Source organism: Pseudoclavibacter sp. RFBB5, from assembly GCF_002931555.1.
Taxonomy (GTDB): Bacteria; Actinomycetota; Actinomycetes; order Actinomycetales; family Microbacteriaceae; genus Pseudoclavibacter.
On record NZ_PSTZ01000007.1, the window covers coordinates 716,297 to 740,805 of the forward strand.

Below are 24,509 nucleotides of genomic sequence, written 5' to 3' on the forward strand. Positions count from 1 at the left end.
CCTACATCCAAGCGCCGGAGCCTGGACGAGTCCCGGATGACGCGCCGTGCGGCTGCGCCTGCGCCATGATGAGCTCGCCGCGAAGCTCGCCGAGACGGCGCAGGAGGAGCCGCTCGTCCAGCAGCTTGCTGGTCCGATTGGGGTCGAGGACGACCTGGTGACGCACACTGGCAAGACGCGTGGACTCCGTGATGAAGTCACGCATGGCCTTGTCAGCGCGCTTCCCTGAGCGTCGCGCCCAGGCGCGTGCGCTCGACCTGCCCCGCATGGTCGAGAGCATTCTGATCTCCGCGGGCGAGTACCAGCCGACGGCCGCGTACTCGGAGAGTCGGTCGACGATGATGCGCGCGTCTCTCCTCCGAAGCAGGAAGATCGTGACGACCCAGGCGATGAAGATGGGCACCATCACGACGGCGAAGAACAGGATGAGGCCGAGGATGCCCGCGGACTGCTGCACGAGGCCGGAGCCCACGTTCCAGAGCGCGTGCAGTCCCATGGCGGGAATCAGGCCGAGCGCGAAGCCCCCGAGCGCGGATCCCCAGCCACCGCGGCGTGCGCCGATGCCCATGCCGATCCCCGTCAGGGAGACGCACATCGGATGCAGAAGCGGAAGGGCTATACCGCGGATGAAGTACTGGGCGACGAACCCGCCGACGCCTGCCTCCTGCCACATCGAGGAGAAGTAGAGGATGTTCTCGGTGAAGGCGAACCCGGCGCCGAGCAGCGCACCGTAGACAAGGCCGTCGGTCGGGCCGTTGAAGTGGCGCCGAGCCACCGCATAGATGACGATGAGGCCGAGGCCCTTCCAGATCTCCTCGCCGACGGGAGCCTCGACGGACGGCCCCCACCAGGCCGGGAGTGCGCCGGGCAGGAGCGCTTCGCGCACCAGACCGGTGAGCAGCGCACCGCCGACCGCGATGCCGCCACCCCAGAACACCGCCCCGATGAGCAGGATGCGCGGCTCCGGCTCCCAGCGGTCGATGAGCCAGACGACCATCCAAACGACGAAGAGCGGGATGAGGGCGGCCAGGACGCTGCCGAGGAGCACCACGTCGCTGCTGCCGAGGTAGGCGAGGAAGAGGACGACGGCGATGATGAGCGCCGCGAGGCTCATCACGACGATCGTGGTGATGCGCATCGCGAGTTCGCCCCTGGTCGGGGGCTGCGGGACCGCGAACTGCGGGTCGAGCTGACGCTGCGCGCCGGCTGCCGCCCAGGCACCCTGCTGTGGCTGAGGCGCGGTCACGACGCGGCCGACCTGGTGCCGGCGACGCCGAACGCGGCAAGCTGCGAGCGGTGCTCCTTGACGCGGTCGAGCATCCGCTTCTCCACGACGCGTCGGTTCGGATCGCGCTTGTTGACACGCGCGTGCTCGCGGGCGAAGGCCAAGCGGGACGAGTCCTGCACGAAACCACGCATCGCGCGGTCGGCTTCGGGGCTCACCGACTTGGCCCACGCGAAGGCCTGCTCCCGTGCGCTCCAGTCACCGATCATGGCGACCTCTGAGGTCGTGAACCAGCCGGCGTCTGCGTACTCGCCGAGCCGGTCGACGATGATGAGACGGTCGCGGTCGTGCAGCTTCACGAGAAGCCAGGCGAGCAGCAGGAAGATGGGCAGCTGGACGACGAGGTAGAAGATGAGCCATCCGAACTGGTTGGTGGGGTCGACGCCGAGGAGCGGCAGGATGAGAAGGCTGCCTCCGTTCCAGAAGGCGTGCGCGAGAATCGCGATGACCAGGCCGCCGAGCCCCATGAGGACGGGGCGCATCCATCCGCCGCGCCGGGCTCCCCAGCCGATCGCCATGCCGGTGATGCCCGTGAAGAGGGCGTGCGCGAACGGCGAGAGGATGCCACGCACGATGAACGTGGACGCGAAACCCGCGGCGGAGTCGGCTGCCTGCGAGAAGTAGATGATGTTCTCGGTGAAGGCGAAGCCGGCCCCGATGACGGCGGCGTAGCTGAACCCGTCGAGCGGGCTGTCGAAGTGTCGCCTCGCGAACACCAGGATCAGAAACAGCCCGACGGCCTTGATGGCCTCCTCCGAGACGGGCGCCTGGATCAGCACGGAGAACTTGCTGACGTCACCTTCGGTCGACAGGTAGGACCGCGCGACGTCGAGCATCATCCCGCCCGTCACGAGGGTGCCGACGACGGATGCGCCTGCTCCCCAGAACAGCCCGAAGGCAAGCAGGATGCGGGGCTCCGGCTCCCATCTGTCGAGCCACCAGACTGCGGCGAGCACGAGGCCGAGCGGGACGAGGGCTGGGATGGCCATGGTGAGGGCGGCGAAGCGCAGCTCGCTGAAGAGCCACGCGACGACGCCGACGGAGAGCAGGACGGCGAAGCCGAGCAGCAGCAGCCAGGTGAGCCTGCCGCGCGTCAGCCTCCGACGCTTCTTCGGCGCGACGGACGTGGCACTGCTCATCGATGGTCCTCCGTGCGTTGGGTGGGTGTCCGGATCAGGGGCTGCCGGGATCGCGGCGCGCGCGGGTTGCCCCGTCTCGTCGACACGCTGCGGTCAGCTTAGCCAAGCCGGGGCGCGTCGAGCGAACGGCCAGTCGGCGGCGGCAGTCGCACGGTAGATTGGGACCCATGATGCGTCTCGGATTCCTTCTCGGTGCCACTGTCGGCTTCATCGCTGGTATCAGCACGAGTCGCGTGCATGCAGAAGAGGTCGCGAAGGACATCGGCGGCAAGTCGAAGGCGTTCGCCGAGCGCATGACGGTCTCGGCGGAGGATCTGCGGCGACGCAGCGACACCCAGCTCGAGGACATGCGCCGGCGCGTGGACGAGCAGCTCGAGGACATGCGCAAGCGAGTCGACGATGGGTTCGACGACGTCAAGCGTCGGGTCGAGGAGGAAGTCGAGAAGAGCATCGAGTCCCAGGTGCAGACGCTCGTCCGCGCCGGCCAGGCCCGCGAGGACGTGCTCGAGACCTTCGAGGACGATGACGCGGACGCCATGGTCTCCCCCACTGAGACGGCGTCGCCCCGCCACGCGGCTCGCGCCGACGACTCCCCCGCCGCATCCGACGAGAAACCGTCCAACTGACCTCACGAGGCTTGACCGGTTCGGCCCCGCCGGTGCACGCGCACCGGCGGGGCCGAACTCCTTGCAAGACGCGCGCCTCGCGAGCGACGGGCGGACGCTACGAGAAGTCGCGCAGGTCGGCTCGGTCGAGGCTGTCCTCGAGCGCCATGGCCTGAGCCTGCGTGATGATCGGGATGGCGCTCGTCACGGCCTGAATACCCGAGAGACGTTCAGGCGAGAGGATGCTCGTGACCTCTTCTCGGCTGAGGAGCCCCCGCTCGACGACGAGGTCCGCGATGGTGGCCTTCGTGTTGAGGGCCTCCTTCGCGAGCTTCGAGGCCTCCGAGTAGCCGATGTACGGCGTCAGGGCCGTCACGACGCCGACGGAGCTCGAGACCCTGGACTCGAGAAGCTCCTCGTTGGCGGTGATGCCGTCGATGCAGTTCACCCGCAGGGTGCGGGCTGCCCTGCGGAGCCAGGCCGAGTTCTGCATGAGCGTGTGCAGCATGACGGGCTCGAACGCGTTGAGCTGCAGCTGACCGGCCTCGGAGGCCATGGAGATCGTCACGTCGGCACCCGCGATGACGAACGCGACCTGATTGACCGCCTCAGGAATGACCGGGTTGACCTTGCCCGGCATGATCGACGAACCTGCCTGGCGTGCCGGCAGGTTGATCTCGCCGAGACCTGCCTGCGGGCCGGACGACAGCAGTCGCAGGTCATTGCAGATCTTCGACAGCTTCATCGCCGTGCGCTTGATGACGCTCGAGAGCGACATGAAGACGCCCGTGTCGCTCGTGGCCTCGATGAGGTCGTGCGCCGTCTGCAGGTCGTTGTAGCCCGTGATCTTGCGAAGCTGTCGCATGACCGCGGACGCGTAGCTCGCTTCCGCCGTGATGCCGGTGCCGATCGCCGTCGCGCCGAGGTTGAGCTCGAGGAGCAGCGGCAGCACGTCGCGCAGGCGCTCGATGTCCTCGCCGATCGTCGTCGAGAAGCCGCTGAACTCCTGGCCGAGAGTCATCGGCACCGCGTCCTGCAGCTGCGTGCGACCGATCTTCAGGATGTGCTTGAACTCGCTCCCCTTGACGCGGAACGCGTTCTGCAGAAGCGTGAACTCGTCGATGAGCCGTTCGGTGGCGTGCACGAGCGCCACCTTGACGGCGCTCGGGTACGTGTCATTGGTCGACTGCGAGCGGTTGACGTGGTCGTTCGGCGAGAGGAACTCGTAGTCGCCGAACGGCCGGCCGGCGAGCTCGAGCGCTCGGTTGGCGATGACCTCGTTCACGTTCATGTTCGTGCTCGTGCCCGCGCCGCCCTGGATGACACCGACGACGAACTCCTCGTGGAGCTTGCCGTCGATGATGTCCTGGCAGGCGCGATCGATGAGCCACGAGCGTTCCTGATCGAGCACGCCGATCTCGAGGTTCGCACGTGCCGCCGCCTGCTTGACCTGCGCGTAGGCCACGATGAAGTCCGGGTACACGCTGATCTGTCGTCGGCTGATCGAGAAGTTCTCGAGGGCACGCGCGGTGTTCACGCCCCAGTAGGCACCTGCGGGGATCCGCATCTCGCCGAGCGAGTCGCGTTCGACACGGAATTCCTGCGTTTCTGACATGACCTGATGGTCCTCCAACTTCGTCGTCTGAGTTTCCGCGCTGACCTCAGCCTACTGCCGGCGCGCTCCTCGGATCGCCGCTTCGAGGAGACTCGCGAGCGCATCCACCTGGATGCTGTCGGCGGACTGCTCACCCGTGTCGATGCCCTCGAGCGCCCGCAGCGCGAGGCCCTGCTTGGCGTCGATCAGCTCCGCGATGCGGGCATCGATGGTCTGGGCCGCGACGATGCGCCACGCCGTGACCGGCTCTTCCTGACCGATGCGGTGCACGCGGTCGATGGCCTGAGTCTGCTCGGCTGCGGTCCAGCTGAGCTCGGCGAGCACCACGTCAGACGCGGCCTGCAGGTTGAGGCCGACGCCGGCGGCGAGGAGCGAGCAGACGACCACCTGCACGCTCGGGTCGTTCTGGAAGGCATCGATCGCGGCCTGGCGCGCCGTTGGCGACTGGTCGCCACGGATGGAGACGGATGAGATCTCGTTCTCGGCGAAGGTGCGCTCGGCCGCGTCCATGACCTCGATGTGCTTCGCGAAGAACACGACCTTGCCGGCCGAACGCGCGATCTGCCCCGCGTACTCCGCGGCGAGGCGCGCCTTGGCGGCACCGATCGTGCGGAGCATGGTGAAGATGCTCGCTCCAGTCGAGGAGGCCTTCGACTCCTCGACTTCCTGTCGTGCGATCATCCGCACCCGATCGAGGTCGACGACGCCGGGTTCGAGACCCGCGGCAGACGCCATCTGGCGGTAGCGCTCCAGGAGGCGCGCGACGAGCGCCGCCTCCGCCGCTCGGATGCTCCGGCCTTCGTCGGAGTCGAGCTCGACAGGCATGTCGACGACACGCTTCGCGGGGAGGTCCGCCGCGACGTCGATCTTCCGCCTGCGCACGATGCCGAGATCGATGACCGTCTGTCGCGCGGCGGCGAGGAAGCCGGGGTCGCTCGGCACGAGTCCCGTCTCGTCCAGGCGATCGAGCAGCAGCTGGGAGGGCCGATCGCCCTCGAGCCAGCCGAGGAACTGCCAGATGGCCTTGAAGTCGTCGACGTCGTTGATGAGCGGCGTTCCCGTCAGCGCCATGAGCAGCGGGTCTGCGCCTGGAACGCGCGCGCGGATGCTGTTCGCGAGCTGCATGACCAACCGCGACCGCTGCGACTGCAGGTTCTTGATGAAGTGCGCCTCGTCGAGCACCATGCCCTTGAACCCGAGAGAGGTGAGCCACCCCAGGTGGCGGTCAAGGATCTCGTAGTTGACGACGAACACGTCCGCGAAGGCGTCGATGCCCTGACCGTCACCGGAGATGACGGTGACGCGGCGGTTCGGGGTCCATCGCTGGACCTCGCGTGCCCAGTTCGTCTTCACGACGTTCGGGACGACGCACAGCAGCGGATACGCGTCGGCGACCGACGCTGCGAGCAGTGCCTGCGCGGTCTTGCCGAGTCCGGGCTCGTCGGCGAGCAGGTACGCCCTGTGCCCCTCGGCGACGCTCGCGAGGAGCCTCGCCTGGTGATCCATGAGCTCCTGCCCTGGCGGGGAGATTCGGTCCCACCGAGGGGCGGGAGGCAGCTCCATCGAAGCCGCGTTGCCGCCCGCACCGGTCTCGAAGGCACGGAGCAGCGGCCCGAGCAGCTCCCAGTTGGAGAGGCGCGAATAGTGCGGCGTCGTCGTGTTCACGCTGGTGAGCACGGGAGCGAGGAACGGGTTGGAACGCGTCCGCGCCTTGACGGACCCGGGAAGGACCTGACGTTGCGCGATCTCCGGCGGCAGCTTCTCCGCCTGGGCCTCGGGTTCCGGCTGCTCGTCGACGACCATCTCGATGCCGCCAGCGAAGAGCATCTGCTTGCGCAGGGCCTTCGCCGCCTCGCTGACGGGAGCGCCCGGTTCGAGCAGGCTGATGAGCGACGTGTCACGGGCAGCGGTCTTCGCGAGGATCGAGGCGAGACCGTCGAGACGCTTGAGCGCCTCGGCCCTGTCGTGCTCGCCGAGCTCCGTCGACTCCTTCGCCTTCGCGCGCTCTTCGCGCATCAGCAGGGCGATGACCTGGAACTTCGTGCGATTCGACGGCGAGACCTTGCCTCGCTGAGCGGAGGCCTCGACTTCCCTCGCCGCCTTGGCGAGCTGAGGGATGACGCCGGTGTTGTCGACGGGCTTACGGTGGCGGGGCGCCGTGTGAACGCCGGCGCGACCGCCGGCTTGGGCGCGTGTCCTACGAGACATGCCCCTCCTTATGCAACGTGGCAGGGATCGGGAAGTTGAGCCGGGCGGAGGTCGCAGCATCGGCGCCGAACGCGGCGACCGGCAGTGAGGCGGGCGTCGGCCCACTCGAGTGACGAGCTCCCGGATGTCATGCAGGTATCGAGGAGAGTTCAGATTCCCTCAGACACCAGCGTTGACAGTGTACGCCAGGCGACCCGCAGGTTTCGACTCGGGAACGACGTGTCGTTGCCCCGCACAGACTCTGCGCGGGTGCGATAATCGTCAGGTGCCACAACGCCCTTTCCCAGATCCCGACCGGCCGTACTTCACGCCGTCGAAGCGGGTCGCCGGCGACTGGAGCGCTCACATCGCGACGACGCTCGACCGCACCGCCACGCTGCTCGCAGGGTTGACGCCCGAACAATGGGAGACTCCCAGCAAGTGCGACGGCTGGAGCGTTCGTGACGTGGCCGGGCACCTCGCCTGGAGACTCGGCTCCCCCACATCCTCCCTCGTGCGTGAGGCGTCCAAGGGCGTCTTCCGCAAGGGACTGCGGGTCGACGCCTACCTGGACGACATCGCGAAGCGCGAGGGAGCAGCCCCGACCGAGGAACTCGTCGCGCGCATCCGCTCCATCGCGGCCACGAAGGTCGTCTCCCCGACGCGAGCCGGTATCTCCGAGCTCACCGAGGCGGTCGTGCACACCTACGACATGACCGAGGCGCTCGGTCTGCGGATCCGTCTCAGCCCACGGTCGACGAGCGCGGTTGCCCTCGTGCGCACGAGGGTGCCGCTCAGCTCGGCGGCATCCCTCGCGAAGCGCAATCGGCTCCGCGCGACAGATGCGCGGTGGCAGATCGGCGACAAGGGACCTGTGGTCGAGGGGACCGCGGCGCAGCTCGTGCTCAAGCTCTTCGGGCGCGGCGTGCAGCTCGACGACTAAGCACGTCCCACGGTGCCCACGCTGAGACGATCGGTCCGGCCTCCGGCGGGCGCCGACGATCTGTCGGATCTCCCCGGAAGTGCGACTCAGACGGCGTAGCTGCCGCCGAGCGTCTCTGCAGCCTCGACGACATCGAGCGCCATGCGGTCCTTGAGCGCGTCGATGCTGTCGAACTTCTCCATGCCGCGTATCCGCTCGACGAACTCCACGTGGGCCATGAGCCCGTAGAGGTCGACCGTCTCGCCGATGAGGTGCGCCTCGACCTGCTTGCGGGGCACCCCGTCGAAGGTGGGGTTGTTGCCGATCGAAATCGCCGCCGGAGCGCTCAGATCTCCGCCCCTGAACCAGCCCGCGTAGACCCCGTCGGCTGGAATGAGGCCCTCGAGCTCCGGCGACAGGTTCGCCGTCGGGAAGCCGAGCTCCCGACCGCGCTTCGCGCCGTGGACGACCTCCCCCGTCACGGTGTGGTTGTGCCCGAGCACTTCGGCGGCGGCACGGACCTCACCGGCTGCGAGGAGCTCACGAACCCAGGTCGAGGATGCGCGGCGTTCGGCGTGCGAGCGCTCGTCCTCCGCCATCTCGTCATCGGCGATGACGATCTCGAATCCGCAGCTGGCGGCGAGCTCGCGCAGCAGTGCGACGTCGCCGGCCCCCTTGGCGCCGAAACGGAAGTCCTGTCCCACGACGATGAGCCGCATCCGGAGCGTGCCCACGAGCAGGTCACGGACGAACGCCTCCGGACTCATGCCAGCGAGGGTGTCGTCGAACGGCAGCACGATCGTCGAGCCCAAGCCGGTCTCGGCGAGCAGGTCGATCTTCTGGCTCAGCGACGTGATCGGCTCTGGCTCGACGCCAGGCGTGATGAGCGAGAGCGGATGGCGGTCGAAGGTGACCGCGACCGGCTCCAGCCCGCGCGAGGAGGCCTCGTCGACGAGACGCGAGAGCAGCCACCGGTGGCCGCGGTGCACCCCGTCGAACTTGCCGACGGTGATGGCACTCGGCGCGAGCTCGACAGGCAGCTCAGCCAGGTCAGTGAACAGCCGCACGTTCCCTCTTTCGTCTCGATCGTCCCGTCTCAAGCCACGCGATGCCGAGGATCGGGAGCACAAGAGGAATATACGCGTAGCCCACCCCGAAGTCCGACCATACGGTGTCGGAGGGGAACAGTTCCGGGTGGAACTCCGTCAGCGACCCGACCACGAGGACGCCGACGAGCTCGAAGACGATCGTGAACCAGGCGATTCGATTCCAGACGCGACCGCGCCGGACGAGCGCGATCGTGGCGAGCAGGTACACAAGCGCCGCGGCCGCGGAGAGCGAGTACGCGAGAGGCGCCTCGCCGAGCTTGGAGAGCAGCTGGTACGAGCTCCTGCCGATCGACGCCAGCGCGAGCACCGCGTAGATGACGACCAGCACTCGCCCCGAGCCCCGCGCACCCTGGTACCCGCCGTCGCTGCCGGGCTCGCGCTCGGCTCGGCTCACGCCTGTGCCCCGATGAACGGGCTGGCGCCGATCCAGATCTGGTGCATCCTGAAGACCATCACGCCGACGGTGAGGGCGGCGATGCCGAGGATCACGGTCGACCACCGTGTGCGCTCGACGAGACCCCAGAAGACCGCCGCGGGCGGGATGATGACCGCCACCACCCAGTACATCCAGAACTCGAGGGCGTCCCCGACCGGCGCATTCCCCGTCGCGGGCGCGATGAGCGCGATCACGAGCTGCGCCACGAGCAGCAGCTCGACGAGGGCGACGGCGCCCACCGTCACATCGCCGGGCTTGCGGCCGGCGGCGCCCGCGATGACGCAGAAGACACCGGCTGCGGCGCTCACGAGGCAGAGCGTCCAGGTGAACCAGTCGATCACGCCTTGGCCTCCGTCGGCATGTTGAACTCCGACTTGAGCACGCCGGCCTTGGCTCTGGCGATGCCGATGAGGCCGCCGTCCGGGTCGATCGCGGCGAGCACCCCGTCGTCGGCGCCCGCATCGAGGCGCAGCTTCTTGCCGTTTCTGAGGTCGGCAGCCTGCTCGGCGGTCGCCTCGAAGGCGCGGAACCGTCGGAGCGCAGCTTGCGCCGGCGCCAGGAGGCGCGCTCCGAGGTCGTCCACGTCCGGTGCGACCGCATCCTCGATGCCGAAGTCGCCGACGCGCGTGCGCCTGAGCGCCGTCAGGTGCGCACCCGTGGAGAGCGCAGCGCCGAGGTCTCGTGCCAGGGCCCTGATGTAGGTGCCGGACGAGCAGGAGACACGGATGTCGAGGTCGAGGACGGGCTGCTCTTCTGCGGTCGTCGACCGCGAATCGAGGAGCTCGAGCTCGGAGATCGTCACGTCGCGGGCTGCGAGCTGCACGGCCTCGCCGTCGCGAACGCGCTTGTAGGCACGAACCCCGTCGACCTTGATCGCACTCACCGCGGAGGGGATCTGGCTGATCGGCCCACGAAGCGCAGACATCGCCGCCTCCACACGCTCTGGGGTGACCGCCGCGACAGCTGACGCGGGGGCAGTGGCTGTGACCTCCCCCTCCGCGTCCTCGGTGTTCGTCGAGACCCCCAGACGCACCGTCGCGAAGTACTCCTTGTCGTCGCCGACGAAGTAGGTGAGGAGACGCGTGGCGCCGCCCACGCCCAAGATCATGAGCCCGGTCGCCATCGGGTCGAGCGTGCCGGCGTGGCCGACCTTCCGCGTCCCGAGCGCCCGCCTCGTCATCGCGACGAGCGTGTGACTCGTCGGCCCCTGGGGCTTGTCAAGGAGGAGGACACCGCTTGGGCCGGAAGATGGAGTCGTCATGTCCCCAATATCCTACGGTGCCCGTAGGCTCGTTCCCGGCCACCGGACGGCGCCGGGACATCCCGGCGACCGCCCTTCCACACGCGCGGAGGAGATCAGATGCGGGTTGCGGTCATCGGCGCGGGCGCGGTCGGGGGTACGCTGGCGCTCCTCCTGGATCGAGCAGGGCACGAGGTCGTGCTCGTCGAGCGAGATGACGCGCGGATGTCCCCCGCCGACCGACGGCACCTCGTGCTCACCGGCGCGTTCGGCACGCACGACGCAGAGCTCGCGACGCGCCGAGAGCTGTCCGGAGCGTTCGACCTCATCCTGGTCGCGGTGAAGGCGCAGGACACCGTGCGCGCGGTCGAGCCGCACCTCGAAGCGGTGGCTCGCGCCGTGACGGTCGTCGTGCAGAACGGCCTCGAAGGTGCGTCGACCGTCGAACGGATGCTCACATCGCTTCCGGAGGCGCTGAGGAGTGGATTCGTCGCAGGAGGGCTTGCCACGTTCGCCGTCAACCGGCCCTCGTCCGGTGAGGTCCGGGCAACGGCGGCTGGATCACTGACGCTCGGAACGGCATCCAGCGCCGACGCTCCGCGCCTCGCGCAGCTCGCAGCGGATCTGTCACCCGCGATCGAGGCGCGGGCCACCGATGACCTGGCCTCAGCGCTGTGGAGCAAGCTCCTCATCAATCAGGTCAACGCGCTGCCGGCCATCACCGGGCTCAGCGTGCAGGAAGTGGGTGAGCACCCAACCCTCCTGGGCGTCCTCGCTGCGAGCATGGGCGAGCTGCTCACCGTCGCGGCGGCCAGTGGCGCACACCACGTCGAGGTCGGCCCGTTCGACGCGGCGCTCGCATCTCTCGCGAACAGCCAACCTCGCGAGCCGGGCGACGCCAACGCTCGGAACGAGAGACTGGCGCGCGAGCTGTCCGCCGCCTTCGGTCCGACGCCGAACTACGCATCGACGCTGCAGAGCATCCGCCGCGGCGAGGCGACAGAGATCGACGCACTCAATGGAGCCGTGGTCGCCCACGCTCGCGCGCTCGGTCTGCCCGCTCCGGTGAACGCGACCCTTGCGGAGCTCGTCCACGACATCGAGCGCGGGCAACCCCACTTCTCCCCCTCCGCGGTCCACCGCTCAACGGTGACGGCCGCCATCAACGCCTGGTTCGACCGCGGCCATCGGGCGCTCGCGTGGCGCCTGCCCACGACCACGCCGTGGGGTGTGCTCGTGAGCGAGACGATGCTGCAGCAGACCCAGGCCGCCAGAGTGGAACCGAAATGGCTCGACTTCATCGACCGCTGGCCCACGCCAGCTGCGATGGCCTCCGCATCGGAGGCCGAAGTGCTCCGGTTCTGGGATCGGCTCGGCTACCCGCGGCGAGCTCTCTGGCTCCTCGCGTGCGCCCGCTCCATCGTGGCTGACCACGCTGGCGCCGTCCCGCGCACACGCGAGGAGCTGCTCGCGCTGCCAGGCGTCGGTCCCTACACGGCATCAGCCGTGATGTCGTTCGCCTACGGCGTGCCTGAACCGGTTGTCGATACGAATGTTCGTCGAGTGCTCGCGCGCGCGTTCGGGGGCGTGGAGGCTCCGTGGGGGCCGTCTGCCGTGCGCGACGCCACGGAGATGCGGGCAGTCTCCCCCGCGGATCCCGACGCCGCGAACGCCTGGAACGCCGCAGCGATGGAGCTGGGTGCCGTTGTCTGCACCGCAAAGCGGCCGAAGTGCGAGGAGTGCCCCGTCATGGGCCTGTGCGCGTGGTTCCGAGCTGGCCGGCCAGCCTCCAACGGCGCCGCCAGGAAGCGCCAGGCAACGTTCGCCGGCTCCGACCGTGAGATGCGAGGCCTGGTGCTCCGCGAGCTCCGGTCGATCCCGGGCGGCGTGGAGATCGCGTTCCTGCAGCAGCACCTCGCCCCATCCGGTGCGGATGCAGACCGCTTCACGCGTGCGATCGCCTCGCTGAAGAGCGACGGACTCATCGTGGAACGCGAAGCGGCGGAGATAGCGCTCGCCGGCGACTGAGCAGTCACCGGCGAACGCTGGAGCAGTGAGCAGAGGAGCGTCAGGCGTCCTCGGGCTCGTCCTTCTTCTCGTACGGATCGGCGTCACCCGCGTAGCTTGCCCCCTTGGCCTGCTCCGCGGATGCGCTATCACGCTCGTGCGCTTCCCGCAGCAGCGCCGCGATGGCGTCGGCGTTCTCGGGGATCGCATCCGGCACGAATTCGAGGCTCGGGGTGAGGCGCGACGTGATGTTCTTGCCCACCTCCGTGCGAAGCATCCCGGTCGCGCTCTTGAGCGCCGCGGCGGTGTCCCGACGCTCCTTCTGGTCGCCGTAGACGGTGTAGAAGATCGTGGCATGCTGCAGGTCACCCGTGACGCGCACGTCCGTGATCGTGACGAACCCGAGCCGCGGGTCCTTGACGCCTCGCTCGAGGGTCTTCGCGACGATGACCTTGATGCGGTCTGCGAGTCGCAGGGCCCGTGAATGATCGACCATGATGGCTACTTTCTCGTGTGCTGATGCAGACAGTCAAATGCGTCTGCAGTGTCTCAAACTGCGCAGAACCTGAAGGCGGGGCCCCGGCCGGTTGGCCAGGACCCCGCCCCGAGTACGCGCCGCGCTTCAGGCAGCGCGGCAGCTCGGTCGACAGCTAGACGCGCGGCTTCTCGACGAGCTCAGTCGTCTCGATCTCGTCGCCGATCTGGATGTCGTTGTACTTGCCGAGGCCGATACCGCACTCGAAGTCCGTGCGGACCTCGGTGACGTCGTCCTTGAACCGGCGGAGCGAGTCGATCGCGAGGTTGTCCGCGATGACGATGCCGTCGCGGATGACGCGAGCAGTCGCGTTCCTCGTGATCGTTCCGCTGCGCACGATACATCCGGCGATGTTCCCGAACTTGGAGGAACGGAACACCTCGCGGATCTCGGCGACACCCGACTGGACCTCTTCGAACTCGGGCTTGAGCATGCCCTTGAGCGAGTTCTCGATGTCCTCGAGCGCTCCGTAGATGACCGAGTAGAACCGGACATCCACGCCTTCACGAGCGGCACGCTCGCGCGCCTTCGTGTCGGGGCGCACGTTGAAGCCGATGATGATGGCGTTGTCGACCGTGGCGAGGTTGACGTCGGACTCCGTGATGGCGCCGACACCGCGGTGGATGATGCGCAGCTGCACCGAGTCATCCACATCGATCTTGAGCAGCGACTCCTCGAGTGCCTCGACGGCACCGGAGACGTCACCCTTGATGATGAGGTTGAGCGACTCGACCTTGCCCTCTTCGAGTGCACGGGTGAAGTCCTCGAGGCTGATGCGCTTGCGGGACTTCGCGAGGCTCGCGTTGCGCTCGACGGCTTCACGCTTCTCGGCGATCTGACGCGCGGTGCGGTCCTCTTCCGTGACGATGAAGGTGTCGCCTGCACGAGGAACGCTCGAGAGGCCCTGCACCTGGACTGGGCGCGAAGGCTCAGCCTCGGTGACGACCTGACCGTTCTCGTCGAGCATGGCCCTGACGCGGCCGTACGCCGTTCCGGCGACGATCGGGTCGCCGACCCGCAGCGTTCCCGACTGGATGAGGACGGTCGCAACCGCACCGCGTCCCTTGTCGAGCTTCGCCTCGATGGCGATACCGCGCGCCTCCTTGTTCGGGTTGGCGCGAAGGTCGAGACCTGCGTCAGCCGTCAGGAGGACCGCCTCGATGAGGCTGTCGATGTTGAGGTTGTTGCGAGCGGAGACGTCGACGAACATCGTGTCGCCACCGAACTCCTCGGCGACGAGCCCGTACTCGGTCAGCTGCGCGCGGACCTTCGACGGGTTCGCGTCTTCCTTGTCCACCTTGTTGACCGCGACGACGATCGGCACGTTGGCAGCCTGGGCGTGGTTGAGCGCCTCGACTGTCTGCGGCATGATGCCGTCATCCGCCGCGACCACGAGGATCGCGATGTCGGTGACCTGCGCACCACGGGCACGCATGGCCGTGAAGGCCTCGTGACCCGGCGTGTCGATGAACGTGATGGCGCGCTCGATGCCCTCGTGCTCGTGCCAGACCTGGTACGCACCGATGTGCTGCGTGATGCCACCGGCTTCGCCTTCGACGACGTTCGCGTTGCGAATCGCGTCGAGGAGGCGCGTCTTTCCGTGGTCGACGTGACCCATGACCGTGACGACGGGCGGGCGGATCTCGAGGACGTCGTCTCCTTCGTCCTCTGCTTCCTGGTCGAGGTCGATCGAGAAGCCCTCGAGGAGCTCGCGGTCTTCGTCTTCGGGGCTGACGATCTGGATGCGGTAGCCGAGTTCCTCGCCGAGGACCTCGAACGTGGCCTCGTCGAGCGACTCCGTTGCGGTTGCCATCTCACCGAGGTGGAACAGCACCGTCACGAGGTCGCCTGGGCTGGCGTCGATCTTCTCAGCGAAGTCCGAGATCGAGGCACCGCGGCGCAGGCGGATCGGCGTCGAGCCGTCTCCGCGACGAACCTTGACGCCGCCGACGCTCGGGGCTTCCCGCATCTCGAATTCTGCCCGCTTCGTCCGCTTGGACTTGCGCGCCTTCGACTTGCCGCCGCCACGACCGAACGCTCCGGCCGTCGAGCCGCGACCGCGACCGCCGCCACCAGGGCGACCTCCGCCGCCACCTGGACGCGGCGCGAAACCGCCACCGGCGCCTGGAGCGCCACCTGGGCGTCCGCCACCAGCGCCACCTGCACCCGGACGACCGCCTGGCCGGCCCGCACCCGCGGGGCGGGCACCTGGGAGGACGCGGGGCTGACCGGGACGCGGAGCTGCAGGACGGGGTCCGCCTGCACCTGCAGGACGGGGTCCGCCTGCGCCGCCCGGACGGGGGCCGCCACCGGCGCCGCCACCGGGGCGCATGCCCTGGTTCGAGGCGAATGGGTTGTTGCCGGGTCGCGAACGACCCATGCCCTGGCTGGACGCGAAGGGGTTGTTTCCCGGACGGGGGCCGGGACGCGGGCCGCGGGGGCGCGGGATCGAGGGGCTTGCGCCGCCCTCGGCCTGGGCAGGCTTGGCGTCGCCGGGAGCAGCGGGACGCTGCGCGTTCGGCTTCGGTGCGCCAGCCTCGGCTGCGGGAGCGGCAGGAGCCGCGGGCGCGGCAGCTGCGGGAGCCGGAGCCGGAGCTTCTGTTGCGGCCGGAGCCGGTGCTGGCTCAGGCTTGCGCTTCGGTCCGGGAGTCGGAGCCGAGGAACCGGCAGCCTTCTGCGTCGCGGCGGGCGCAGCGGGCGCGGCCGGCGCCGAGGGGGCGGAAGGTCCGAGCTTCGTGCCCGGGCGCACACTCGACGGCGTCGCGCCACCGGGACGCGGGGAGCCGGGCTTCGATGCCGCGGGAGCCGCGGCCTGCGGCTGTGCGCCACCGGCTGCGTTGGTCTTCAGCGCCTCGCGAAGGCGACGGGCCACGGGGGGCTCGACGCTCGACGATGCGCTCTTAACGAACTCGCCCATGTCCTGCAGAGTCTTGAGGGCGGTCTTCGAGTCGACGCCCATCTCGCTGGCGATTTCGTGTACGCGTGGTTTTGCCACTTTTCTCCTGTCTGGGGCCCGCCCAAACAGGAGCGGACCATTAAAGTCGGATGTGCCTCATCGTGAGTCACTCATGATTAGTCCATGGTCCGATCAGCCTTTTCTCGTGGTAGGAGCAGTGCGTTCGCCCTGCTCCAGTGTGCTCGCGTGCCTGCTGAGCGCCTCGGTGTCCACCGTGCCGGTCTTGAAGGCCCGCAAGAATGCGCGCCGCTCGATCGCTAGCCTGGTGCACTCCGCGGTCGGATGGATCCAGGCTCCGCGCCCTGGAAGACTCGCCGAGATATCGACTTCGAGGCTTCCCTGACGGAGCACAACCCTGAGGAGCTGACTCCGTGCGGAGCGCGAACGGCATCCAACGCACGTTCGTACAGACGACATACTACCCCTCTGCGCGCGCTTCGTCTCCGTCTTCGAGGATCGAGTCGGGCTGGATGTCGATTCTCGCCCCCGTGAGCTTGGCCGCGAGACGCGCATTCTGGCCTTCCTTGCCGATCGCGAGCGACAGCTGGAAGTCCGGAACAAGTGCCCGGACGGCCTTGGTCGCCCGGTCGATGACAAACGCGCTCGAGACCTTCGCAGGGCTCAGTGCGCTGGCCACGAACGTCGGCAGATCATCCGAGTAGTCGACGATGTCGATCTTCTCGTCGCCGAGCTCGTTGGTGACGGCACGCACGCGTGCCCCGAGCTCACCGATGCACGCGCCCTTCGGGTTGATGCCCTCCTGCGTCGCGCGCACCGCGATCTTCGAGCGGTGGCCGGCCTCACGGGCCAGCGACACGATCTCGACGACGCCGCTCGCGATCTCAGGAACCTCGAGTGCGAAGAGCTTGCGCACGAGAGACGGGTGGGTGCGGGAGACGGTGATCTGGGGGCCCTTGCTGCCCCGCTCGACCTTCGTCACGAAGACCCGCAGCCGGCGGCCGTGCGAGTAGTCCTCACCCGGCACCTGCTCTTCAGGGGGCAGGATCGCCTCGACGGTTCCGAGGTCGACGTGGATCATGCGGGGGTTCGGCCCCTGCTGGATGACGCCGGCGATGATGTCGCCTTCGCGTCCGCGGAACTCGCCGAGCACCTTGTCGTCGCCGATGTCGCGGATGCGCTGGTTGATGACCTGCTTGGCTGCGAACGCGGCAACTCGGCCGAAGTCGTCGGCGGGGAGCTGGGCTTCGCCGACGATCTCGCCGTCGTCGTCGAGCTCGGGAACGAAGACGTTGACCTCGCCGCTCTTGCGGTCGAGGTGCACGCGGGTCGAGGCCGGCGGCACGTCCTGGCCCAGTTCCTGCGAGACGTGCTTCTCGTACGCGGTCAGGATCGCCTGCTCGAGAATGCTGGCAAGTTCCTCAAACGGAATCTCACGCTCTCGCTCGAGAATCCTCAGGACAGCAAGGTCGATCTTCATGGCGCTCCCTCTATTCAGATGAAAGGACGAGTTTACCCCATGCGGGGCAGACTCGTCCTCAGGCCAGGCACGCGGGACGAGGCGACGCGGTGCCTCGTCCCGGGCCGCCCTCAGCTGGCGCGCTTGGACTGCAGGAGCGCCAGCACCTCGTCCTTGGCGACCGCGTCGCGCTCGTTCGTCCGGCGGTTCCACAGCTCGACCTGGCCGTCGGCGGCGCCCTTGCCCGCGATGACGATCCACGGAACGCCCAGGAGCTCCGCATCTCCGAACTTGACGCCGGGTGAGACCTTCTTCCGGTCGTCGTAGAGCACGTCGAGGCCGGCGGCGTCGAACGCCGCGGAGAGCTCCTCCGCAACCGCGAACGGCTCCTCGTTGCGCCCGGTTGCGATGATCTGCACGTCGAAAGGCGCCACCTGCTCAGGCCAGATGAGACCACGGTCGTCGTGGTTGGCCTCGGCGATGAGCGCGAGGTTCCGGGTCACGCCGATGCCGTACGACCCCATCGTCACGGTTGTGAGCTTGCCCTGCTCATTGAGGACCTTCAACCCGAGGGCCTCCGCGTACTTGCGACCGAGCTGGAAGACATGCCCGATCTCCGTGCCGCGAGCCGTCGTGATGGCTCCGCTGCCGTCGGGGGCAGGGTCGCCGTCACGGACCTCGGCGGCGCCGATGCGCGCATCCGCCGTGAAGTCCCGTCCGACGACCAGCGAGTGGACGTGCTTGCCAGCGATGTTGGCGCCGGTGATCCAGCTGGAGCCGTCCGCGACCGTCTCGTCGAGGAAGTACGCCACACCGGTGGTCGACTCCTCACCGAGCACCTGGCCCGCGGCCGACCATGGTCCGATGTACCCGCGAACGAGACCGGGGTGCTTCGCGAAGTCCTCCGCAGTCGCAGCCTCGACCTCGGCAGGCTGAAGGGCCGTCTCGAGGCGCTTCATGTCGACCTCACGGTCGCCGGGGATGCCGACGACGACCAGGTCGCGAGTGCCGTCTGTGTGGAGACGTGCCACGACCACGTTCTTGAGTGTGTCCGCCGCGGTCCAGTCGCGGTCCCCGGTCTTCGGGACGACCGCATTCGCGTGTGCGACGAGCGTCGCGATGGTCGGCGTGTCCGGCGAATCGAAGACGGTCGCGGCCCCGGTCGAGCTGGGGTCCACTGCGACGGGAGCCGGCGCGGCGTAGGCCTCGACGTTCGCCGCGTAGCCACCGGGTGAGCGCACGAAGGTGTCCTCGCCGACGGGTGTGGGGTGCAGGAACTCCTCGCTCCGCGAGCCGCCCATCGCGCCGGCGTTCGCCGCGACGATGACGTACTCGAGTCCGAGGCGGTCGAAGATGCGCTCGTAGGCGTCTCGCTGAGCCTGGTAGCTGATGTCGAGACCGGCGTCGTCGATGTCGAACGAGTAGGCGTCCTTCATCGTGAACTCACGGCCGCGCAGCAGCCCAGCGCGGGGACGAGCCTCGTCGCGGTACTTGTCCTGGATCTGGTAGATCGCGAGCGGCAGGTCCTTGTACGAGGAGTACAGATCCTTGACGGCGAGCGTGAAGGCCTCCTCGTGTGTCGGCGCGAGCACCAGCGGCGCCCCCTTGCGGTCCTCCAAGCGGAAGATCCCGTCGCCGAAATCGTCGAGGCGCCCCGTGGCCTCGTAGAAGTCGGCAGGCAGGATGCCTGGGAAATGAACCTCCTGGGCACCCGCGGCTTCCATCTCCTCGCGCACGATCTGCTCGATGCGGCGCTTCACCTTGAGACCGAGCGGCAGCCATGCAAAGACGCCTGGCGCCTGGCGGCGAATGTAGCCGGCGCGCACGAGGAGCCTGTGGCTTGCCACCTCTGCGTCGACGGGGTCTTCGCGGAGCGTGCGGACAAAGAGCTTGGAGAGGCGAGTAGTCACCCGGCCAATGCTAGTCGTGCCAGGGCCCACGCGCTGGCCGCGCTGGACCCTGGCAGAGGGCTGCTCGACCGCGGGCACCGATCTGCGTCACCAGGGCTTGTCGTACAGCGAATCACCCTCTGTCTCGCCGCGCTCCTGGTCGAGCTCGTCCTGTCGGTCCTGCTGATTCTCCTGCAGCTGCTCTTCGAGCTCGGTCATCTCCGGTGACTGCGTCGATTCCGGGGGCTCCTCCCCCTCGTTCGGCTCCTGCGCCTCCGACTGCTGCTGCAGCTTCTGCTGGATGCGTTCGCTCGATTCGACCGTCGGGGGCTCGAATTCGGTGGACGCGCAACTCGGGTCGCGGGCATCCAGGACTGCGAGCGCCTCCTGCCAGAGCGCCACCGCCCCTGCGGTGTCGTCCGCGGCCAGTCGCGCATCGCCCTGGCGCTCGATCGTGATGGCGAGATTCGCGCGGATCGGGCACTGCTGCGGAGGCTCGGCCATGGGCAGGGCCGCTTCGAGCTCGGTGCGCGCCTCGTCGAGCAGCCCCAGCTGGAGCATCGACGTGCCCGTGTTGTACGGGGCTTTCCAGCTCTCGAGGATGTTCACGAACTTCTGCTGCTGCGCCGAGTTCATGCTCCCCTCGTACTCGGAGTCGGCGTAGAGCGACACCGTGCGGTCGGCGATGATCGACATGCTGATCAGCTTCGTTGCGAACGCGGCCGCCAGGAGCGCGAACGGGATGCTGAAGAGGATGAACCTGCGCCTGCGCTTCGCGGCGACGGCGGCCACCGGCAGGGCACCGCCTGACTTCTTCCGACGAGGACTCATACCGTTCCTCCCCTTGCTCTGCTGAGCTCGATCGAGTGCTTCACGGACTCCCAGACGTCTCGGAGCAGCAGGAGGAACGCGGCCGCGGCGAGGATCCAGTACACCTCGAACGCTGTCTCCGCGCTGCCGCCGGTCTGCGTCACCCTCGTGCCGTCGACCTCCGCGGGCACCACTTCGGTGCCAGGCTCGCGCACCTCGAGCGGCAGCGCGAGGTCGTCCGCGATGGTCTGCAGAGCCGCCGTGTCGATGACGGAGCGAGCCTGCTGGCCCTGTCCGTCGAGGATGTAGCTCGGCTCGTCCGTCGCGAGCGTGCCAGCAGTCGCCTTCATGGGCCCGCCCTCCTCAGTGCCATAGCCGAGCACGGCGCCCCCGGCCAGATAGCCCGCGACAGCGCTGAACGACTCCGGCTCCGTCTCGGCTGTCTGCTCACCGTCGCCCAGGTAGTACACGAGCCTCGCGCGCTCCGGCTCTGCCTCGGCGGCCGCTTCCAGCACATCCCGGACCAGCGGCTCTGCGATGGAGATGGAGCTGCCACGGGAGTACTGGGTGACCTCCGGACGCAGCGTCTGCAGCAGAGCGTCGAGCGCGGTCGTGTCGGCGGTGAACGGCAACCGCTGGACGGCGGCGGCGTCGAAGGTCACGAGTCCGAACCTGGCACCCTCGTGCGCGGCCGTCAGCGCTGAGATATCCGCTTTCACGCCGTCGAGCCGCGGTGCACCGTCCCAGTCCTCCGCGACCATGCTCGCCGTCGTGTCGACCACGAAGAGCACGTCAACCTCGCTCTGCAGGTTCGGTGCCGGAGCGCTGCCGACGCCAGGGCGGAACGCGGCGACCACGATCAGCGCACAGGCGGCGAGGCGCAGGACCCAGTTGACGCGCCGGCGTCGATCGGATGCCCTGACAAGCGCGAAGACGCAGAAGCCGAGCAGGACCATGCCGACGAGCGCAAGGAGCACCGGGGGAAGTATGGGATTCCAGGTCATAGTCGGAGCCTCCAGGCCAGCACGACGTAGATGGATGCGAAGACGAGCATCAGCACGAGCCACACGTTCGGCCGGTCGGTGACGAGCAGCTGGGGCTGGCCGACCATGAGCGAGGTCTGCTCGCTCGTGATCTGATCGACGATGCCGGACACGCTGGCCGGGTCGGTGAGCTTGAAGTAGCTGCCATCCGCCTGCAGGATCGTCGTCCGGAACTGGTCCGCGAACGCATCCTCGAACTGGTTGGCATCAAGCGCGTAGATGGTGATCCCCCGCTCCTCCGTGTACTCGGCGGCCTCCGGGAACGAGACGAGCGGGTCGCCGTTCACCGCGTTGTCCGTCGCGAAGATGATGGACCGGGACCTTCCGTCGTCGGCGGCCGGATCGTACTCGCCGAAGGTCATCGCGCAGGAGGCAAGGCCATCGCCGACGAGGGACGCACCTGCAGCGCCCTGCGTGCCCTGGGCGAACGAGTACTCGCTGTTGGACCCGCCCGAGGCTGACTCCATCTCATCCCGCACCTGCTGCAGCTGGGTCTCGACGAACGCGTAGTCGTCCGTCAGCGGGAACAGCTGCACCGCCGTCGCATCCCACAGCATGAGCGACATGCGCTCCCCGTCGAACCCGGGGAGCATCTCGAGGTACCTGTCGAGCACCTCGACGTCGTAGTCGACCATGGAGCCCGAGATATCGAGGCAGAGCACGATGTCGCGGTTGAACTTCTCCGGCGACTCGACACGCTGGTACACCCAGCGGCCGGCCGCGACGCTCGTCACGGCGAGGAGGATCGCGAGCACGACCCCGACCGCGGTCATGAGACTCGAGTATCGGAGCAACGCTCGCCGATACGCCGGGAGCCTCGTGAGGCGCCTGGAGTTGGCGACGGGAATCGCGCCGGACTGCCCACGCTTGCGGGCGCGCCACCAGGCGATGGCCGCGACGGCCGCCGCCACTGCGATCAGCGACAGACTGACCCACCACATCGCTATCGCCATGTCGCGATCACCTCCCGCGCAGCCGCGATCCCGGCCGCTGTGCCGCTCGGATCGTGCGCCCCGAAGACCATCGGGTAGTACTGGCCGACCGTGTGCGAGAGCCCCCGGAGGTCGGTGCGCCTCAAGTCGGTGAGCGTCATCTTGTCCGCCGGAACAGTCGAGACGGCAGCGACGAAACCACGCACGAGCACGCTCAGCTCGGCGTGAGCACGTCGTGGCGTCAGCTCGCCGGCCGCCGCACGACGGGCGACCTCGTCCACGCGCTCGAGATACTCCTGCTGCAGCGCGTGGACTGGCGGTCTCGCGGCCGGGAGCACCGGGGCGGCCTTCGGCGGGCGCGGTCGCGTCAGGAAGACCACGAGGAAGTAGTACGCGACGATGGACGCCAATATCAGGAACCCGAGAACCAGCCAGAACTGCGCGTAGTCGATGACGGGAACGACGGTTCCCTCCGGCGGTTGGACATCAGCGACGAACATTCGCCCTCGCCTTCAAGAGCGCCAGGAGCGTCGGCGCGACCTGCTGCTCGCTCGCGATCTCCGCGTACGAGACCGCGTTCGCCTCGAACGTCCGCTCCATGTCGAGCGCTCGCTTCTGCTCCGCGTACTCGAACTCGCGCTCGAGGAGCCGATCCCCGCCGAAGAGGCTCGGCATCGCCCAGTTCCCTTCCACGTCGAAGGCCAGCTCGCCGCGGGCGCCCCGCTGATGGGGTTCGGCATCCGTGATCTGGAGCCAGACGATCTCGTGCTGAGCCGCGAGCCGACGCACGAGAGCAGCACGTTCCTCGTCCCAGTCGAACTCGTCCGCGATGACGACGAGCAGCGCACGGTGCCTGACCGTGAGCCGGACTCGGTCGAGGACCGCGTTCATGTCACTGGTCGCCGTCTCGAGTCCAACCGAGTCGTAGACCGCGTGGAGCATCCGCTCGAGCGCGGACGACGTGCTGCGGAACGGGAGCTGCCTGATGCCCTCGGAGCTGCCCGTCACGAGGCCGACGTCGTCACCATGCCGGATGGCGAGATACCCGAGAACACCCAGGGCCGTGACGAGCACCTCACGCTTCGGCTCGCCGCTCGCCGAGATCGCCGCCATGTTGCGGCCACCATCGACGGCGAAGAGCACACGGTGGCGCCGCTCGGCGACGTAGCGCTTCACGAGCGGCTGCCCCGTTCGCGCGCTCGCCTTCCAGTCGATGTCCTTGATCTCGTCTCCCGCCACGTACTCGCGGAGGTCATCGAAATCCATGCTCCGACCACGCAGATGCGAGGCGTACTGGCCGTCGAGCAGGTGCAGCACGCGCCTTCGCGCGTGCAGGAACATCTTCGACTTGACCTTCGCCAGAAGGGGGCGTTCGCTCGACATGGTCACGGAGTACGAACAGCCCCGAGCACCGCGTCGATGATCTGCTCGACGCGGACACCCGTTGCATCCGCCTCGAAGCCGAGGATGATGCGGTGGCGCAGGATGCGGTGCGCCAGCCGGCGAACGTCCTCCGGCACGACATGGTCGCGGCCCTGCAGAAGCGCGACTGCCCTGGCGCCCTTGGCGAAGTTGATCGAGGCGCGCGGCGACGCGCCGACCTCGACGAGCCGTGCCAGCTCCGGGCCGATGTACTCCCCGGCGTGACGCGTCACGTAGACGAGCCCGACGATGTACTCCGTGATCGCCTTGTCGACGTACACCCGCGACGTCAGCTCCTGCAGCCTCGTCACATCCTGCAGCCCCACCGCGGCTGGTTCCCCGTGCTCGAAGACGCCCTCGTCGATGCGACGCAGGATCTCGGCCTCCTCCGCGGGGTTCGGGTACTCGAGCACGTCCTTGAGCATGAAGCGGTCGAGCTGCGCCTCAGGCAGCACGTACGTGCCTTCCTGCTCGATGGGGTTCTGCGTGGCGATCACGAGGAACGGATCCGGCAGCGGGTACAGCGTGCCGCCGATCGTGGTCTGGCGCTCCTGCATCGCCTCGAGCATCGCGGACTGCGTCTTCGCGCTCGAGCGGTTGATCTCGTCGAGCAGGACGAAGTTCGCATGCACGGGCCCGAGCTGAGTCGAGAAACGGTGCTCCGCCGCATCGTAGATCTGTGTGCCGACGATGTCTGACGGCAGGAGGTCCGGCGTGCACTGGATGCGGCTGAACGACCCACGGACCGACTGGGCGAGCGTCTGGGCGGCCGTCGTCTTCGCGAGGCCGGGAACGGACTCGAGGAGGACATGCCCGCCCGACATGAGCCCGACGAGCAGTGTCTCGCGCAGCTGCGTCTGGCCGACGACCTTGTGTGCGAAGGCTTGCGAGACGGCCCCGATGGCACGCCCCGCCTCCTGGAGCTCCTGCTGGCTGAGCTTGAGCTGCTGACCGCCGACA

At 68.3% G+C, this 24,509-nt stretch carries 22 protein-coding genes; 3 read left to right on the forward strand and 19 right to left on the reverse strand.

The window, feature by feature from the left end; genetic code table 11:
- Position 1: 1 nt before the first annotated feature.
- Together C5B97_RS11260 and C5B97_RS11265 are read right to left on the reverse strand one after the other, a co-directional pair.
- On the reverse strand, positions 2-1,246 hold the full coding sequence (locus C5B97_RS11260; protein ID WP_104312118.1) for a PrsW family intramembrane metalloprotease: 1,245 nt from the start codon (positions 1,244-1,246) through the stop codon (positions 2-4).
- Complete coding sequence (locus C5B97_RS11265; RefSeq protein WP_104312119.1) at positions 1,243-2,424, reverse strand: PrsW family intramembrane metalloprotease; 1,182 nt, start codon at positions 2,422-2,424, stop codon at positions 1,243-1,245. Before C5B97_RS11265 ends, C5B97_RS11260 begins: the two co-directional genes overlap by 4 nt.
- 167 nt (positions 2,425-2,591) lie before the next feature.
- Between C5B97_RS11265 and C5B97_RS11270 the strand changes: the two genes are divergently transcribed.
- Complete coding sequence (locus tag C5B97_RS11270; RefSeq protein WP_104312120.1) at positions 2,592-3,050, forward strand: hypothetical protein; 459 nt, start codon at positions 2,592-2,594, stop codon at positions 3,048-3,050.
- A 97-nt stretch (positions 3,051-3,147) separates the two neighbouring features.
- On the opposite strand, the gene C5B97_RS11275 is transcribed toward C5B97_RS11270, so the two are convergent.
- Positions 3,148-4,644 carry an aspartate ammonia-lyase gene (locus C5B97_RS11275; protein WP_104253452.1) on the reverse strand — a complete coding sequence of 499 codons (1,497 nt, stop codon included), beginning with the start codon at positions 4,642-4,644 and terminating at the stop codon, positions 3,148-3,150.
- Between the two features lie 51 nt (positions 4,645-4,695).
- Entirely contained in the window at positions 4,696-6,852 is a 2,157-nt protein-coding gene (locus C5B97_RS11280) for a DEAD/DEAH box helicase (protein ID WP_104312121.1), read from the reverse strand.
- 265 nt (positions 6,853-7,117) lie between these two features.
- On the opposite strand from C5B97_RS11280, the gene C5B97_RS11285 reads away from it, so the two are divergent.
- A complete protein-coding gene (locus tag C5B97_RS11285; protein ID WP_181026984.1) occupies positions 7,118-7,774 on the forward strand; it encodes a maleylpyruvate isomerase family mycothiol-dependent enzyme in 657 nt (218 codons plus the stop codon).
- 86 nt (positions 7,775-7,860) lie between these two features.
- Here the strand turns inward: C5B97_RS11285 and C5B97_RS11290 are convergent, their stop codons facing one another.
- The 4 genes from C5B97_RS11290 to truB are packed head-to-tail and all read right to left on the reverse strand — an operon-like array spanning position 7,861 to position 10,559.
- Positions 7,861-8,820, reverse strand: coding sequence for a bifunctional riboflavin kinase/FAD synthetase (locus tag C5B97_RS11290; protein ID WP_104312123.1), 960 nt, complete (start codon positions 8,818-8,820; stop codon positions 7,861-7,863).
- Positions 8,804-9,256, reverse strand: coding sequence for a hypothetical protein (locus tag C5B97_RS11295; protein WP_104312124.1), 453 nt, complete (start codon positions 9,254-9,256; stop codon positions 8,804-8,806). The genes C5B97_RS11290 and C5B97_RS11295 overlap by 17 nt, the downstream gene beginning before the upstream one ends.
- Complete coding sequence (locus tag C5B97_RS11300) at positions 9,253-9,639, reverse strand: hypothetical protein (RefSeq protein ID WP_104312125.1); 387 nt, start codon at positions 9,637-9,639, stop codon at positions 9,253-9,255. Before C5B97_RS11300 ends, C5B97_RS11295 begins: the two co-directional genes overlap by 4 nt.
- A complete protein-coding gene (truB, locus tag C5B97_RS11305) occupies positions 9,636-10,559 on the reverse strand; it encodes a tRNA pseudouridine(55) synthase TruB (protein ID WP_104312126.1) in 924 nt (307 codons plus the stop codon). Before truB ends, C5B97_RS11300 begins: the two co-directional genes overlap by 4 nt.
- A gap of 99 nt (positions 10,560-10,658) precedes the next feature.
- On the opposite strand from truB, the gene C5B97_RS11310 reads away from it, so the two are divergent.
- Positions 10,659-12,566 (forward strand): 2-dehydropantoate 2-reductase, encoded by a 1,908-nt coding sequence (locus C5B97_RS11310; RefSeq protein WP_104312127.1) that lies wholly within the window; start codon positions 10,659-10,661, stop codon positions 12,564-12,566.
- Between the two features lie 40 nt (positions 12,567-12,606).
- Here C5B97_RS11310 and rbfA read toward each other — a convergent pair whose 3' ends face one another.
- The 11 genes from rbfA to C5B97_RS11365 form a co-directional block, all read right to left on the reverse strand.
- Positions 12,607-13,041, reverse strand: a complete 435-nt coding sequence (gene rbfA, locus C5B97_RS11315; protein ID WP_104312128.1) for a 30S ribosome-binding factor RbfA — start codon at positions 13,039-13,041, stop codon at positions 12,607-12,609.
- Between the two features lie 154 nt (positions 13,042-13,195).
- Positions 13,196-16,075: a translation initiation factor IF-2 gene (infB, locus tag C5B97_RS11320; protein WP_104312129.1), complete on the reverse strand. Its 2,880-nt coding sequence runs from the start codon at positions 16,073-16,075 to the stop codon at positions 13,196-13,198.
- Positions 16,076-16,168: 93 nt separating this feature from the next.
- Positions 16,169-16,549: a YlxR family protein gene (locus tag C5B97_RS11325; protein WP_308471453.1), complete on the reverse strand. Its 381-nt coding sequence runs from the start codon at positions 16,547-16,549 to the stop codon at positions 16,169-16,171.
- A complete protein-coding gene (nusA, locus tag C5B97_RS11330; protein ID WP_104312131.1) occupies positions 16,455-17,474 on the reverse strand; it encodes a transcription termination factor NusA in 1,020 nt (339 codons plus the stop codon). The genes C5B97_RS11325 and nusA overlap by 95 nt, the downstream gene beginning before the upstream one ends.
- Positions 17,475-17,584: 110 nt before the next feature.
- Positions 17,585-19,363, reverse strand: a complete 1,779-nt coding sequence (locus C5B97_RS11335) for a proline--tRNA ligase (RefSeq protein ID WP_104312132.1) — start codon at positions 19,361-19,363, stop codon at positions 17,585-17,587.
- Positions 19,364-19,450: 87 nt separating this feature from the next.
- Positions 19,451-20,173: a hypothetical protein gene (locus C5B97_RS11340; RefSeq protein WP_104312133.1), complete on the reverse strand. Its 723-nt coding sequence runs from the start codon at positions 20,171-20,173 to the stop codon at positions 19,451-19,453.
- A complete protein-coding gene (locus tag C5B97_RS11345) occupies positions 20,170-21,156 on the reverse strand; it encodes a VWA domain-containing protein (protein ID WP_104312134.1) in 987 nt (328 codons plus the stop codon). The genes C5B97_RS11340 and C5B97_RS11345 overlap by 4 nt, the downstream gene beginning before the upstream one ends.
- Complete coding sequence (locus tag C5B97_RS11350) at positions 21,153-22,148, reverse strand: VWA domain-containing protein (RefSeq protein WP_146080796.1); 996 nt, start codon at positions 22,146-22,148, stop codon at positions 21,153-21,155. Before C5B97_RS11350 ends, C5B97_RS11345 begins: the two co-directional genes overlap by 4 nt.
- Positions 22,139-22,627: a hypothetical protein gene (locus C5B97_RS11355; RefSeq protein WP_104312136.1), complete on the reverse strand. Its 489-nt coding sequence runs from the start codon at positions 22,625-22,627 to the stop codon at positions 22,139-22,141. Before C5B97_RS11355 ends, C5B97_RS11350 begins: the two co-directional genes overlap by 10 nt.
- Positions 22,614-23,510, reverse strand: coding sequence for a DUF58 domain-containing protein (locus tag C5B97_RS11360; RefSeq protein ID WP_104312137.1), 897 nt, complete (start codon positions 23,508-23,510; stop codon positions 22,614-22,616). The genes C5B97_RS11355 and C5B97_RS11360 overlap by 14 nt, the downstream gene beginning before the upstream one ends.
- A gap of 2 nt (positions 23,511-23,512) precedes the next feature.
- On the reverse strand, positions 23,513-24,451 hold the full coding sequence (locus tag C5B97_RS11365; RefSeq protein WP_244295980.1) for a MoxR family ATPase: 939 nt from the start codon (positions 24,449-24,451) through the stop codon (positions 23,513-23,515).
- Positions 24,452-24,509 lie beyond the last annotated feature (58 nt).

Coding starts and splice junctions, on each gene's coding strand:
- C5B97_RS11310 (WP_104312127.1), top strand. CDS start 10,659: ATGCGGGTTGCGGTCATCGGCGCGGGCGCGGTCGGGGGTACGCTGGCG.
- C5B97_RS11265 (WP_104312119.1), bottom strand. CDS start 2,424: ATGAGCAGTGCCACGTCCGTCGCGCCGAAGAAGCGTCGGAGGCTGACG.
- rbfA (WP_104312128.1), bottom strand. CDS start 13,041: ATGGTCGATCATTCACGGGCCCTGCGACTCGCAGACCGCATCAAGGTC.
- C5B97_RS11340 (WP_104312133.1), bottom strand. CDS start 20,173: ATGAGTCCTCGTCGGAAGAAGTCAGGCGGTGCCCTGCCGGTGGCCGCC.
- C5B97_RS11360 (WP_104312137.1), bottom strand. CDS start 23,510: ATGTCGAGCGAACGCCCCCTTCTGGCGAAGGTCAAGTCGAAGATGTTC.
- C5B97_RS11280 (WP_104312121.1), bottom strand. CDS start 6,852: ATGTCTCGTAGGACACGCGCCCAAGCCGGCGGTCGCGCCGGCGTTCAC.
- C5B97_RS11325 (WP_308471453.1), bottom strand. CDS start 16,549: ATGCGCGTCTCGCGGCCAAGCTCACGGGGGCGAGAATCGACATCCAGC.
- C5B97_RS11270 (WP_104312120.1), top strand. CDS start 2,592: ATGATGCGTCTCGGATTCCTTCTCGGTGCCACTGTCGGCTTCATCGCT.
- nusA (WP_104312131.1), bottom strand. CDS start 17,474: ATGAAGATCGACCTTGCTGTCCTGAGGATTCTCGAGCGAGAGCGTGAG.
- truB (WP_104312126.1), bottom strand. CDS start 10,559: ATGACGACTCCATCTTCCGGCCCAAGCGGTGTCCTCCTCCTTGACAAG.
- C5B97_RS11355 (WP_104312136.1), bottom strand. CDS start 22,627: ATGTTCGTCGCTGATGTCCAACCGCCGGAGGGAACCGTCGTTCCCGTC.
- C5B97_RS11275 (WP_104253452.1), bottom strand. CDS start 4,644: ATGTCAGAAACGCAGGAATTCCGTGTCGAACGCGACTCGCTCGGCGAG.
- C5B97_RS11345 (WP_104312134.1), bottom strand. CDS start 21,156: ATGACCTGGAATCCCATACTTCCCCCGGTGCTCCTTGCGCTCGTCGGC.
- C5B97_RS11350 (WP_146080796.1), bottom strand. CDS start 22,148: ATGGCGATAGCGATGTGGTGGGTCAGTCTGTCGCTGATCGCAGTGGCG.